Here is a 13,405-nt window from a genome sequence, read left to right on the forward strand (position 1 = left end):
ACCAGGGACCTACGGATTAACAGTCCGGCGCTCTACCAACTGAGCTATTGAGGAATATTGGTTTCACTCGATATAAAACTTTAAATCAGAAGAAAAAGTATTTGGCTCCTCAACCTGGGCTCGAACCAGGGACCTACGGATTAACAGTCCGGCGCTCTACCGACTGAGCTATTGAGGAATCGGTGAAGGCGCTATAATACTTATCGAGCGCGCTTTGGTCAATCACTACTCGCTAAAATCTAGGAAATTTTAATGAAAAAAAATAAAAAAATATTAATTGGAATTCTGGTTTTAATTAGCTTGTTGATTATTCTACCTTTTTTAATTTCAATCAGGTCTTACCTAAATGACGCCGAGGCACTTGTTAGTGATGAGTTGGGGGTGCCTGTGACTATTTCTTCTGGCCGGTTGGTGTTATTTCCTAGCCCGCGAGTTGTCATCAACGGTTTAAATGTGGGGAAAAGCAGTGAACTGAAGGTGGAGCAGGTTACTGTCATCCCATCGTTAAGTACTATATTTTCTGAAACGAGAGTCATTGATATTGATATTATTAAGCCAATCGTCAAAAAATCGGCTATAGATATCGTATCTGCTATGCTTGATAAACGTTCAGCATCAATTGGTCAGTCTAATGCTATTAATATCCAGCATATTACTGTCGATGAGCTAAGCTTTGACTGGCCAGACATGAAGTTACCAATGCTTAATCTTGAGGTTAATTTAACGGGCGCTAATCAATTAGACTCTGCGAAACTTGAGACGCTGGATGCAGCTTTAATTGCCAATATAACGCCTGAGGCTGAGTCGTATTTAATTTCTGTTAGGGCTAAAAAATGGACATTACCAGTGGGGTTGCCTCTATTTGTTGATAGCGCCGAGCTTGATATGCATTTAAAAGCCAACCGATTAGAGATTCCACGCGCGGATATTGCCATGTATGGCGGTAAAGTGACTGCTAATTTAAATCTGCTCTGGAATAAGAGTTGGCGCACTAATGGCAACGTGAAAGTAGCGCATATTTCAGTTAAAGAGCCAAGCAGATTGGTAAGTAAGGCAGTTTATTTGAGTGGCAAATTATCCGGTAATGGATATTTCTCTGGCTCGGCAAAAGATGTTGCTGCATTAGCCGATCATCTGAATGCTGATTTTAAATTTAAAGTGAATGATGGCGTGCTGCATGGCTTAGATTTAATTAAAGTAGCAAGCTTATTAACTAAGCAAACCGTAGGTGGTCAGACTGCTTTTGATGAGTTTTCGGGTGTATTTAATGCTAAAGGTAAGCAATATCATTTAAATAACCTTGAAATAAGTTCAGGTCTTTTATCTGGAACAGGGCAGGTTAAGATTAACGCCAATAAAGAGCTGGATGGTGCTGGTGAAGTGGAGCTCAAGCGGAGTGCAAGCTTAGTAGCTATTCCGCTTGATGTGTCTGGTACTGTTGGGAGTCCAGTTGTTTTACCTTCTAAAGCAGCACTCGCTGGTGCGGTTGCAGGAACTGCAATTCTAGGCCCAGGTGTTGGCACTAGTGTGGGGATAAAAGCTGCTGGTGCGATAGGTAAACTGAAAGGCTTATTTCAGGACGATTAACCGTTCTAAATAATCCTTATTTTCAGTGTGTTAAGATGTTTTTGCATCCATTTAGCACGGCTAAATATTTTTGACTTAGCCATGCCGCACTGATTTTTCATTTTACTGGGTTCGTATTTTATTGTAGTGCTTTTTCAATACGATCCAGTGCGTTACGTAAGTTATCCATTGATGTTGCAAATGAAATTCTGAAGTAACCTTCTGCCCCAAACGCTGAGCCTGGTACAACGGCAACATCAAACGCTTCGAGCAAGTATTCAGCGAGTGCCATATCGGTCGCTGCTTTAATCTTTCCTGCTTTAAATAAAGTATCAATCGCACCGCGTGCGTCAGGAAATGCATAAAAAGCGCCGCCAGCCATCAGACAGCTTAAGCCAGGCATGCTATTGAAGCGGTTGACAACATAGGTGTGACGCTCTTTAAATGCCGTGACCATTGGTACGATACATTCTTGAGAGCCTTCAAGAGCAGCTTGTGCTGCTACTTGAGAGATTGAAGTAGGGTTGCTAGTCGATTGAGATTGTAAAATCTCCATCGCTTTAATAATGTATGCTGGTCCTGCTGCATAACCAATACGCCAGCCAGTCATCGAGTAAGCTTTAGATACACCATTAAGCACAATGCAACGGTCTTTTAGTGCTGGTGTTGCATTCAATATGTTGTAAAACTGGTTACCAGTTAAATTAACATGTTCATACATATCATCGGTTGCAACTAAAACATGTGGATGTTTAAGCAAAACCTCACCTAATGATTGTAACTCGGCGAGTGTGTACACAGCGCCCGTCGGGTTTGACGGTGAGTTGATCATAAACAGTTTTGTTTGTGGTGTGATTGCGGCTTCTAATTGGGCTGCTGTGAGTTTAAACCCTTGCTCAATACCACATTCCAGAATCACTGGTTTAGCTTCTGCAACTAACGCAATGTCTGCGTAAGACACCCAGTATGGTGCGGGGATAATGACCTCATCCCCTTTATTCAGTACAGCTAAGCATAGGTTGAAAATAGTTTGTTTGCCACCAACCCCTACAATCACTTCATTGAGTGCGTAGTCAAAACCATTCTCGTTCTTAAATTTTGCAACAATCGCTTTTTTTAGGCCTGGAATACCAGCAACGGGAGTGTATTTTGTAAAACCAGCATCAATCGCGGCTTTAGCTGCATCTTTAATGTGTTGCGGTGTATCAAAGTCTGGTTCTCCAGCGGCTAAGCCGATAATGTCTCGACCTTCAGCTTTGTATTTACCTGCTTTAGCGGTAATGGCCAGTGTAGGAGACTCTTTGATTGATAAAACGCGTTGAGATAATACGGAGTGTGACAAGGTCTGTTCCTTAAGACAAATTTGTATGTAACCAGTTGAATTGCCGCCATTTTACGCACAAATATGTTTATTAGGAATAGTGCAGCATTTAAAATGTTTAACAAGGCAGCAAGTATCATCATGCTGCCTTGTGTTTTGTTGCTAAGGTATTGTTAGCATTGAATATTGCAGCCTAACATTTCACCGAATTCTTTTGCTAAATTTTCATCAATTTTAGCAATGGTCGAATTAATCTTGCTCACGCTGTCTTGATCGCCTGCTGCTTGTGCAATTGCACCAAGCCTAAATAATGCATTGGTGTTGTTTGCATCTAGCACTACTGACTGATGATATGACTGCTTTGCTTCATCTGTTTTGTTTAACTTTTCTTGAGCTACGCCAAGCTCGTACCAAGCCTCTGTGTCTTTAGGATGAATTTCAGTCCACTTAGTTGCAACTTGCATTAACTTCGGCCAATCTTGATTAATTTCAGGGATGGCCATTTGCATGAAAAATGGCTTGTTGTTATCTTCTTCTTCCCAAAATGCTTTGCCTGTAATGGGAAATGTGGTTTCAACAGGAAGCTTCTCTAAATTAGCTAACCATTCAATAGGGAGTGAGTAAAAGTAGGCTGGACGACCAGGTGTTTTAAAAGTATTAATGCCTAAAAGATTACCTTCAAGGTCAAATATGCCGCTACCACTTGCACCCATTAAAAACTTAGCACTGCTACGGATAACCATGCCACCGTCAAAGTCATAAGTGGTTTTAATAACACCTGAGGAGGTAAGTGGTGCAAGCACGCCATTAGAGTGGCCAATGGATAAGACTTCCTGACCTCTTTTAATATTAGCACTGCTGCCGATAGGCGCAGGCGTGAACGGAAGTTTCGCTGTCACTAAACATAAGTCATGCCAACGATCTGCTTGTACTGAATCTATCTCATAAGTGTCTTCGCCACGGGCAACCCAAGGTGACTTAGTGCTACGAAAGATATGGCAATTAGTAATCACTTTGTTTTCAGCAACAACAACGCCAGAACCATATGCCAAACCACCGCTACTATTGTATCCACGTATCATGACAACGGATTGTAAAGATTTAAGTACTTTAGCCTGATCTAATGCTAAAGCGGTTTGTGCAAAACTCATTAATGCTGTAAGCAGAATTAATCCACGCATAAGTGACTCCAAAAGTTAATGTTTTCTGATTATTTAGTGCAAACTGATTTATACGGCTAATCTCTAACAGCTTAATGATTGATACTTAAACTAAGTGGTTAATTGAGCCTCTGTTAAATGACTATTGAGTATTAGCAAAGTTCTAACCATTCATCATTTCAAGAAAATTTGGATATATATAGTTATATAGAGGCTAATGTTTTTTCTGTTAAAATTTAAGTGTTTATATAAATAAAAGCATAACGTGTTCGTTACATTTCCTAATAGTAAGTATCAACTGCATCAGCCTTTTCCTCCTGCTGGCGATCAGCCACAGGCGATTGATAAATTAACGCAAGGTGTTAATGATGGGTTGAAGTTTCAAACTTTGCTTGGCGTCACTGGCTCAGGTAAAACCTTTACCATGGCTAATGTAATTGCGCGCACGGGTCGCCCAGCGATTGTGATGGCACCAAACAAAACGCTAGCTGCACAGTTATATAGTGAGTTTCGAGAGTTTTTCCCTAACAATTCCGTTGAGTATTTTGTAAGTTATTACGATTACTACCAACCTGAAGCGTATGTTCCATCACGTGATTTGTTTATTGAAAAAGACTCCAGCATCAATGAGCATATAGAGCAGATGCGACTTTCTGCAACCAAAGCGCTATTAGAGCGTGAAGACAGTATTATTGTAGCGACCGTCTCGGCCATTTACGGGATTGGTGATCCAACTGACTATCATGGCATGGTGTTACATGTGCAGCAGGGCGAGAAAATACCCCAGCGCGATATGATTACACGTCTAGTAGGGATGCAATACGACCGAAATGAGTTTGACTTCTCGCGTGGTACTTTCAGGGTGCGTGGCGATGTGATTGACGTATTCCCAGCAGAAAATAATGAAACTGCGGTCCGCATCTCCATGTTCGATGATGAAATTGAATCAATCACTTTATTTGACCCGCTGACAGGTCAAATTTTTAATAAAATCCCTCGTTATACGGTTTACCCTTCAAGCCACTATGTTACGCCGCGCGAGACGACGATTCGTGCGATGGAAAAAATCAAGCATGAACTTAAAGACCGTGTGAGCTTTTATATTCAGAATAATAAGCTGGTAGAAGCCGCTAGAATTGAACAGCGCACACGCTTTGACCTTGAAATGCTCAATGAAATTGGTTTTTGCAAAGGTATTGAAAACTACTCACGCCATCTTTCAGGACGTAACCCAGGCGATCCTCCGCCTACGCTGATTGATTATTTGCCTGAAAATGCGCTCATGATTATTGATGAAAGTCACGTGACCGTGCCGCAAGTAGGGGGTATGTATAAAGGCGATCGTTCACGTAAAGAAAACTTGGTAGATTATGGCTGGCGATTACCATCAGCATTAGATAATCGACCTTTAAAGTTTGAAGAGTTTGAGCACATTATGCGTCAGTGTGTGTTTGTTTCTGCAACGCCATCTGACTACGAAAAAAACCATCAGCAACAAGTAGTTGAAATGATTGCCCGCCCAACAGGGTTGATTGATCCCGAAATCATCGTCAAGCCTGCTGATACGCAAGTAGATGATCTGCTAGGTGAAATTAAAAAACGTGTTGATATTGGTGAGCGCGTTTTAGCAACCACACTGACTAAGCGCATGGCAGAAGACTTAACTGATTATTTGAGTGAGCATGGCGTTAAAACACGTTATTTGCATAGCGATATTGATACCGTAGAGCGTGTGGAGATTATTCGTGATTTGCGCCTTGGTGAGTTTGATGTGCTGGTTGGCATTAACTTGTTACGCGAAGGTTTGGATATCCCAGAGGTATCTTTGGTAGCGGTGTTGGATGCTGATAAGGAAGGCTTTTTACGTTCTGAACGAAGTTTGATTCAAACGGCAGGGCGCGCTGCACGTAATTTAAATGGACAAGTAATTTTTTATGCGAACAAAATCACGCGCAGTATGAAGCTGGCGATGGATGAAACTGAGCGTAGGCGGGGTGTTCAGCGTGCCTTTAATGAGGCGAACGGCATAGTACCTAAAGGGGTAACCAAACGTATTAAAGATATTATTGATGGTGTTTATGATAAAGATGAAGCATTGCGTGAGCGTAAAGCCTTGCAAGACCAAGCGAGTTACGAATCTTTAAGTGAAAAACAAATCACAAAAGAAATGAAACGCTTGGAAAAAGCCATGCACGATGCGGCTAAAAACTTAGAGTTTGAAAAAGCCGCTGACTTTAGAGATCAGCTTAAAAAACTCAGAATTAAGTTTTACGGTGCAGAAATGCCTGACCTTGTTTAGATGTTAGGTTGGCATTAAAGGCTAATATTTAAAACTAAAAAAGACAATTCATCATGGGAAATGCCACAAAACAATTGATTTTATTAAATATAATTTGATTAGTGGCGTGGTTTTGTCTATAATTCCGCGCTTGCTTGGTAGCGATATCAAGTAGTGATTGATTTTTTACCTTGTCACACTACATAAAGTAGGTGGCTTTTATCCAAAAGGAGTGTCTATGAGACATTATGAAGTAGTATTTATCGTCCATCCGGACCAAAGCGAGCAAGTGCCAGCGATGATTGAGCGTTACCGTGCGCTAATCACCACTAACGGTGGCGCAATTCACCGTTTAGAAGACTGGGGCCGTCGTCAATTGGCTTATCCAATCCAAAAAATCCACAAAGCACATTACGTGTTAATGAACATTGAATGTAACCAAACAGTGTTAGAAGAATTAGAGCATGGCTTTAAATTCAATGATGCAGTATTGCGTCATCTAACAATGGCTACTAAAACTGCTGTAACTGCGCCATCACCAATGATGAAAGAAGAGAAATCTAAATCAGTGTTGAGTAAAGATGCAGCTCCAGCTCCAGCTCCAGCTGCCCCTACAGAGGCAGCTGCTGCTTAATTGAATAAATTGGTGATACAAGCGGAGGTAGTGCAAATTGAACCGCTTCGCTACACACCAGCAGGCATACCGTTGTTAAGTGTTGTATTGCGACATGTTTCAGAGCAAATTGAAGCTGGCATGAAGCGTAAAGTAGAGTGTGATGTTAATGCAGTAGTTCTAGGTGACTTGGCATTAAAAGGTTTAAAGCAGGGCGTTCAAGTAGTAGCTCAAGGTTTTTTAGCTAAACGCAGTCTTAAAAGCACACAATTGGTTATGCATATTAATGACATAAAGACTATGTAAGCAGCGCTTACGTAAATTAAAGAATTTAGGAGTTTAAGATGGCAAGAGATATGTACAAACGCCGCCGTTACTGCCGTTTTTCAGCAGAAGGCATCAAAGAAGTAGATTACAAAGATGTTGATCTTTTAAAAGATTTCATCTCAGAAAATGCAAAAATCATCCCAGCACGTATGACGGGTACTAAAGCTCGCTATCAACGTCAATTAACATCAGCGGTTAAACGCGCTCGTTTCTTGGCATTGTTACCATACACTGACAAACACCCAGGCTAAGGAGATTTAAGATGCAAGTAATTTTATTAGAAAAAGTAGCTAACCTTGGTGTATTAGGTGATGTTGTTAAAGTTAAAGACGGTTTCGGTCGTAACTTTTTGATTCCACAAGGTAAAGCTAAACGTGCAACTGAAGCTAACAAAGCTGAATTTGCGGCACGCCGTGTTGAATTAGAAAAGCAACAAGCTGCAATTTTAGCTGCTTCACAAGCACGTGGCGAAAAATTAGCTGGTTTTGTTGTGACAGTTACTCAAAAAGCTGGTGTTGACGGTCGTTTGTTTGGTTCTGTAACAAACGGTGACATCGCTGAAGCTTTAGTTGCTCAAGGCCATGACGTTGCTAAATCATTGGTTCGTTTACCAAACGGTCCATTGAAAACAATTGGTGATCACGCTGTAACAGTTGCGTTACATCATGACGTAGTAGTAGACATCACTGTAACAGTGATTGCTGAAGCGTAATTAAGTTATTGCTTTAAAAAAGCCGACCTGATGGTCGGCTTTTTTTTTAACAAACTTAAAACCATTGTAGATGTTGAGTTTGTAGCCTGAAATTAGCATGTTAATCCCACAGTCTTTTCATCAAGAACCATCTAATTTCTATCGTGGTGAATAATCGACTTTAGATTGCATAAACCCTTAGCGAGTTAATCGCGCACTGATATAATCATGCTTATGGCTGATGAACAATTAGATGCACTCAAAGTACCCCCACATTCTGTAGAAGCAGAGCAATCCGTTATTGGAGGCTTGCTACTTGAAAATGAAGCACTGGATAAAGTTGCTGATATCCTTAGCGCTAAAGACTTTTACCGCTACGATCATAAGCTTATTTTTGAGCATATTTCCAAACTTATTGAGCATAACAAGCCAGCTGATATCGTCACGGTAGCAGAGTCTCTGGAAAATGCAGCCGAACTTTCTGGGGTTGGTGGTATTGCCTACCTAGGGTTGTTGGCCCAAAACACACCGACAGCAGCTAATATTCGACGATATGCAGAAATTGTGCATGAGCGCTTTGTGATGCGCCAATTAGTGACTGTGGGTTCAGGTATTGCAGAAAGCGCTTACGCACCCAATGGTCGTGATGCGCAGCAGTTACTAGATGAAGCTGAAGCCAAAATATTTCAGATTGCTGAAGGTGGCAAACGTAGCACTGAGGGCTTTATTGATATTAAAGTGCTATTGCCACAGGTCGCTGACCGTATTGACCAGTTGTTCTCACGTGATAATCAATCAGACGTCACTGGCATTCCAACTGGTTTTGCAGACTTAGACTCAATGACGTCTGGTCTTCAAGGTGGGGATTTAGTGATTGTCGCAGGGCGACCATCGATGGGTAAGACGGCTTTCTCACTGAATATTGCAGAAAACGTAGCGCTTGATACTGGTTTGCCTGTTGCTGTGTTCTCGATGGAGATGGCAGGCACACAGCTTGCAATGCGTATGATTGGTTCCGTTGGCCGCTTAGATCAACACCGTATGCGTACTGGTCGATTAGAAGATGAAGATTGGGAAAAATTAACGACCGCATTAGGTAAGCTAAACGAAGCACCTATCTTTATTGATGAAGGTGCAGGTTTAAGCAGCTTTGATGTGCGTGCAAGAGCACGTAGGCTGCATCGCCAAACAGGTAAATTGGGTTTGATCGTGATCGATTACTTACAATTGATGGCAGCCCCTGCAGGTAAGCAAGGTGAAAACCGAGCAACCGAAATTTCTGAAATTTCACGGTCATTAAAAGCCTTGGCTAAAGAGTTAGATGTGCCAGTGATTGCACTTTCTCAGCTTAACCGAAGCGTGGAGCAGCGCCCAGATAAACGTCCCGTAATGAGTGACTTGCGTGAGTCAGGCGCGATTGAGCAGGATGCTGACGTTATCTTGTTTATTTATCGTGACGAGGTTTATAACCCTGATACCCCAGATAAGGGCACAGCAGAGATTATCATTGGTAAACAACGTAACGGTCCAATCGGTAGGGTCAGATTGACGTTCCTTGGTCAACATACGCGCTTTGAGAACTTTGCTGGTAGCGGTCATATGTCAGATGAGTACTAGACAGATTAGCTAGAGTAAAGCAATGCGCCCAATATTAGCTACAGTTTATCTTCATGCATTACGGCACAATTTAGCTGCTGTAAGAAAATTTGCACCACGTTCAAAAGTGATGGCTGTAGTGAAAGCCAATGGCTATGGACATGGTTTAATCAATGTTGCGCATGGATTAGGCGCTGCTGATGGCTTTGCTGTATTGGGCATTGATGAAGCTATTAATTTACGTGACGCGGGCTTTCAGCAAACAATCTTATTGTTAGAAGGTGTGTTTTGCGAGCAAGAGCTTAATGTTGCATCAAGTTTTGGTCTGAATATTGTCGTTCACTCTATGCCGCAACTTATCATGCTAGAGTCAGCTACTTTAATTAAGCCTATGCACATTCATCTTAAAATGAACACAGGTATGAATCGTCTTGGCTTTCAACCCAATACCTTTACTACAGCTTATGAGCGTCTGAAAGCTTGCAAAAATGTTGCAGATATCACGCTGATGACACATTTTGCAACTGCAGATGATGAAATTGGTATTGAGAAACCCTTTAGCTTGTTTAAAAGGATTACTCAAGACTTGCCGTCGCCTGTGTCTTTAGCTAATTCTGCCACTATTTTACGACATTCTGATGCACATGCTGATTGGGTGCGCCCTGGTATTATGCTTTATGGTGCTAGCCCTGTGGGTGATACAGCAGCTACTACATACGATTTAATACCAGCAATGCAGCTCACTTCAGAACTTATTGGGGTGCAAGAAGTTCAAGCTGGTGAGTCTGTAGGTTATGGTAACCGCTTTACAGCTACTAAAGCGACGCGTATTGGTATCGTAGCTTGTGGCTATGCAGATGGTTATCCAAGACACGCGGGCTTGGTCAGTGGTTGCCAGCAGGGTGGTGCACCAATTGCCGTTGCTGGGAAATTAACTTCCACATTAGGACGCGTTTCAATGGATATGTTATTTTGTGATTTAACAAACATACCAGAGGCTAATATCGGCTCTCCAGTCGAGCTTTGGGGTAAGCATGTGCCTGTGGATGCAGTAGCGGCAGCTTCTGATACAGTTAGCTATGAGTTACTTTGCGCAGTTGCTCCACGTGTACCAATGAAAGTAGCTGATTGATGGCTAAAGCAAAAACCATTTACACCTGTACTGAATGTGGCGCTAGTGAGCCTAAATGGCAAGGTCAATGCCCGAGTTGTCATGCATGGAATACATTGGTTGAAACCATCGCAGAAACAGCAAGTGCCAGCCGATTTGCTCCATTGGCTGAAACTGCTGGCTTACAGAAGCTCGCTGAAGTGGAAGCGGCTGAAGTACCAAGACAACCAACTGGTGTAAGTGAGTTTGATCGCGTATTAGGTGGTGGCTTGGTTTCTGGTGGGGTTGTACTAATTGGTGGAGATCCTGGCATTGGTAAATCCACCTTATTGCTCCAGACCTTATGCCATATAGGCAGTGCGAGAAAAGCGATTTATGTCAGTGGTGAAGAATCGCCACAGCAAATTGCCATGCGTGCTAAGCGTCTTGGTTTAGACGCAAGCCCAATCTCCCTATTGGCTGAAATAAATCTAGAAAAAATTATCAGCATGCTGCAAAAGCATAAACCTGATATTGCGGTGATTGACTCGATTCAAACCGTTTACTCGGAGGCTTTGCAATCGGCTCCTGGGTCTGTTGCACAAGTGCGTGAATGTTCTGCACAGTTAACGCGTTTGGCTAAGCAAGCTGGTATTACTGTGATATTGGTTGGTCACGTGACCAAAGAGGGCGCGTTAGCAGGGCCGCGTGTGTTGGAGCATATTGTAGATACTGTGCTGTATTTTGAAGGTGATCAAAGCTCAAGCTTCCGTTTGATTCGTGCATTTAAAAACCGTTTTGGCGCAGTGAATGAGCTAGGCGTCTTTGCAATGACCGAAAAGGGTTTGCGCGAAGTCACTAATCCATCTGCCTTGTTTTTATCACATCATAGTGAGCAGGTCGCGGGATCTTGTATTACCGTGACGATGGAAGGTACGCGTCCGCTACTTATCGAAATTCAAGCATTGGTCGATGAAGCCCATGCACCCAACCCAAAACGGCTTTGTGTTGGCTTGGAGCAAAACCGTCTTGCGATGTTGTTGGCAGTATTGCATCGCCACGCGGGCGTAGCATGTTTTGATCAGGATGTATTCATCAACGCGGTAGGTGGCGTTAAAATTTCAGAGCCAGCGGTTGATTTGGCGGTGCTTTTATCGATCACTTCTTCTTTAAAAAACAAACCATTAGATAATAAACTTATAGTGTTTGGTGAGGTTGGTTTGGCAGGGGAGGTTAGGCCTGTACAACGAGGACAAGAACGCCTGAAAGAAGCCGCTAAACTTGGTTTCACGAAAGCAATCGTACCTAAAGCCAATGCACCAAAACAGCGGATAGATGGAATAGAAGTAGTTGCGGTTGAACGATTAGAGCAAGCGCTCAACTATGTTAAAAATTACTAAGTTAAAAATTACTGAATTTTATGATGCGTTAGTAATAAGATTCGCACAGTAAATACCACTTCTAACAGCGCCTTCAATAGTGGCAGGGTAACTGGCATATGTGTAATCTCCAGCTAAGTAAAGGTTGTTTTGTGCAGTTCTGTTAGTGGGACGCGCTAAATCAGGTAAGCACGAGAAAGTAGCCCGTTTTTCAGCAATCACTTTATACCATAACGGTTTTGATAAATACGGAAAGGCATGGCTTAACTCTTTTGCAATTTTTAATGCAAGATCATCTTGTGTCAGTTTTTGATGTTTACCCTCTGCACTCACGATGACAGCGAGTAGTCCACTTTCTCCGCACAGTTCCCCTCTGTCAAATACCCACTGACCTAACGTATTGCTTAATCCAGTCATGACTTGCGGTAGTTTTGTTTCCCTTGGATATTGCAAGTAAACTGTGTAAATAGGCTGATATTGGTAGTGATCTGTTTTATCTTGACTAGCTTTTAATTTAGGGAGCTGCGCTAATAGCTTGTCCGTCCTAGCAGGAGAGGTAGCAACAACGACATGACTGAAATGAAATGTCCCTTGCCTAGTTTCTAAATTAAAACCGTTGTCTACTTCCACTAGCGTACGTATCCGATGGTTTAATTTTATGATGCCGCCTTTAGCTTGTATGTAATGTGCTAAAGGATGGGAGATAATCTGCGACAAATCTAGTTTAGGAATTAAAAAATCGCTATTTCCTTTGTCACCACTAAATGAATCGCGTAATACATTTAAAAATATTTTACTACTTGCTTTTGCAATTGGAGTGTTAAGCGCAGCTAAGCACAGAGGCTCCCATAGCATTTGGATTAGTTTTGCTGACTGATGATGTTGCTTTAGAAATTTTGCCAGCGGTTTATCACTAATGATTTCATAACGTGAGGACTGTAAATGCCTCATGAACGTTAAAGCGGTTATTCGCTCTCTTAATGACAGGCCTTTACAAAGTAAGAAACCGACGAGTATGTTGAATGGAGCTGGTAAGTAATTAGCAGATTTTAATGAAAATATAGATTTAGCACTGCTGGACATCATGTTGAGTTGTAAAGGTAGCCTTAAAAAAGCTTCGTTTTCTTTTACACCAGCCTTTTCAAGTAATGCCAAAGTGGCACTGTATGCGCCCAATAGAATATGTTGACCATTATCGAGTAGTTGCAATAAGTCTTTATTTTCAACGACTACTGAACGGGCACGTCCGCCGAGTTGTGAGCTTGCTTCAAATAATGTGACTGAATAGCCACGATCACTTAAAGTTGCGGCGGCGCTTAGGCCTGCACAGCCCCCGCCAATAATTGCAATACTGTGTAGATTGGTATTCAAGCGTATTCTCAGG

Annotated in this window: 12 protein-coding genes and 1 tRNA gene; 9 read left to right on the plus strand and 4 right to left on the minus strand. The window is 42.1% G+C overall.

Going from position 1 to position 13,405, the window contains the following annotated elements; all coding sequences use genetic code 11:
* Positions 1-102 precede the first annotated feature (102 nt).
* Positions 103-178: transfer RNA gene (locus Q7U33_RS06230), tRNA-Asn, on the minus strand.
* Between the two features lie 74 nt (positions 179-252).
* On the opposite strand from Q7U33_RS06230, the gene Q7U33_RS06235 reads away from it, so the two are divergent.
* A complete protein-coding gene (locus tag Q7U33_RS06235; RefSeq protein ID WP_304858775.1) occupies positions 253-1,587 on the plus strand; it encodes an AsmA family protein in 1,335 nt (444 codons plus the stop codon).
* A 118-nt stretch (positions 1,588-1,705) separates the two neighbouring features.
* Here Q7U33_RS06235 and Q7U33_RS06240 read toward each other — a convergent pair whose 3' ends face one another.
* Together Q7U33_RS06240 and Q7U33_RS06245 are read right to left on the minus strand one after the other, a co-directional pair.
* Positions 1,706-2,908: a pyridoxal phosphate-dependent aminotransferase gene (locus Q7U33_RS06240; RefSeq protein ID WP_304858777.1), complete on the minus strand. Its 1,203-nt coding sequence runs from the start codon at positions 2,906-2,908 to the stop codon at positions 1,706-1,708.
* A gap of 152 nt (positions 2,909-3,060) precedes the next feature.
* Entirely contained in the window at positions 3,061-4,068 is a 1,008-nt protein-coding gene (locus tag Q7U33_RS06245; RefSeq protein ID WP_304858778.1) for a serine protease, read from the minus strand.
* A gap of 244 nt (positions 4,069-4,312) precedes the next feature.
* Here Q7U33_RS06245 and uvrB point away from each other — a divergent pair, with 244 nt between their 5' ends.
* The 8 genes from uvrB to radA all read left to right on the plus strand — a co-directional run bounded on the left by uvrB (position 4,313) and on the right by radA (position 12,042).
* Complete coding sequence (gene uvrB / locus Q7U33_RS06250) at positions 4,313-6,346, plus strand: excinuclease ABC subunit UvrB (protein WP_304858779.1); 2,034 nt, start codon at positions 4,313-4,315, stop codon at positions 6,344-6,346.
* A gap of 217 nt (positions 6,347-6,563) precedes the next feature.
* Positions 6,564-6,959, plus strand: coding sequence for a 30S ribosomal protein S6 (rpsF, locus tag Q7U33_RS06255; RefSeq protein WP_304858780.1), 396 nt, complete (start codon positions 6,564-6,566; stop codon positions 6,957-6,959).
* Entirely contained in the window at positions 6,960-7,244 is a 285-nt protein-coding gene (gene priB, locus Q7U33_RS06260; RefSeq protein ID WP_304858781.1) for a primosomal replication protein N, read from the plus strand.
* A 38-nt stretch (positions 7,245-7,282) separates the two neighbouring features.
* The gene (gene rpsR / locus Q7U33_RS06265; RefSeq protein ID WP_015832124.1) at positions 7,283-7,516 is read left to right on the plus strand and encodes a 30S ribosomal protein S18; all 234 of its coding nucleotides are present in this window, start codon (positions 7,283-7,285) and stop codon (positions 7,514-7,516) included.
* A gap of 11 nt (positions 7,517-7,527) precedes the next feature.
* Complete coding sequence (rplI, locus tag Q7U33_RS06270; protein ID WP_304858782.1) at positions 7,528-7,977, plus strand: 50S ribosomal protein L9; 450 nt, start codon at positions 7,528-7,530, stop codon at positions 7,975-7,977.
* 213 nt (positions 7,978-8,190) lie between these two features.
* Positions 8,191-9,573 (plus strand): replicative DNA helicase, encoded by a 1,383-nt coding sequence (gene dnaB / locus Q7U33_RS06275; protein ID WP_304858783.1) that lies wholly within the window; start codon positions 8,191-8,193, stop codon positions 9,571-9,573.
* A gap of 22 nt (positions 9,574-9,595) precedes the next feature.
* Positions 9,596-10,684 carry an alanine racemase gene (gene alr, locus Q7U33_RS06280; RefSeq protein WP_304858784.1) on the plus strand — a complete coding sequence of 363 codons (1,089 nt, stop codon included), beginning with the start codon at positions 9,596-9,598 and terminating at the stop codon, positions 10,682-10,684.
* Positions 10,684-12,042: a DNA repair protein RadA gene (radA, locus tag Q7U33_RS06285; protein ID WP_304858785.1), complete on the plus strand. Its 1,359-nt coding sequence runs from the start codon at positions 10,684-10,686 to the stop codon at positions 12,040-12,042. Before alr ends, radA begins: the two co-directional genes overlap by 1 nt.
* A gap of 18 nt (positions 12,043-12,060) precedes the next feature.
* Here the strand turns inward: radA and hpnE are convergent, their stop codons facing one another.
* On the minus strand, positions 12,061-13,392 hold the full coding sequence (gene hpnE, locus Q7U33_RS06290; protein WP_304858786.1) for a hydroxysqualene dehydroxylase HpnE: 1,332 nt from the start codon (positions 13,390-13,392) through the stop codon (positions 12,061-12,063).
* Positions 13,393-13,405 lie beyond the last annotated feature (13 nt).

This window comes from Methylotenera sp., assembly GCF_030653755.1.
Lineage (GTDB): Bacteria > Pseudomonadota > Gammaproteobacteria > Burkholderiales > Methylophilaceae > Methylotenera.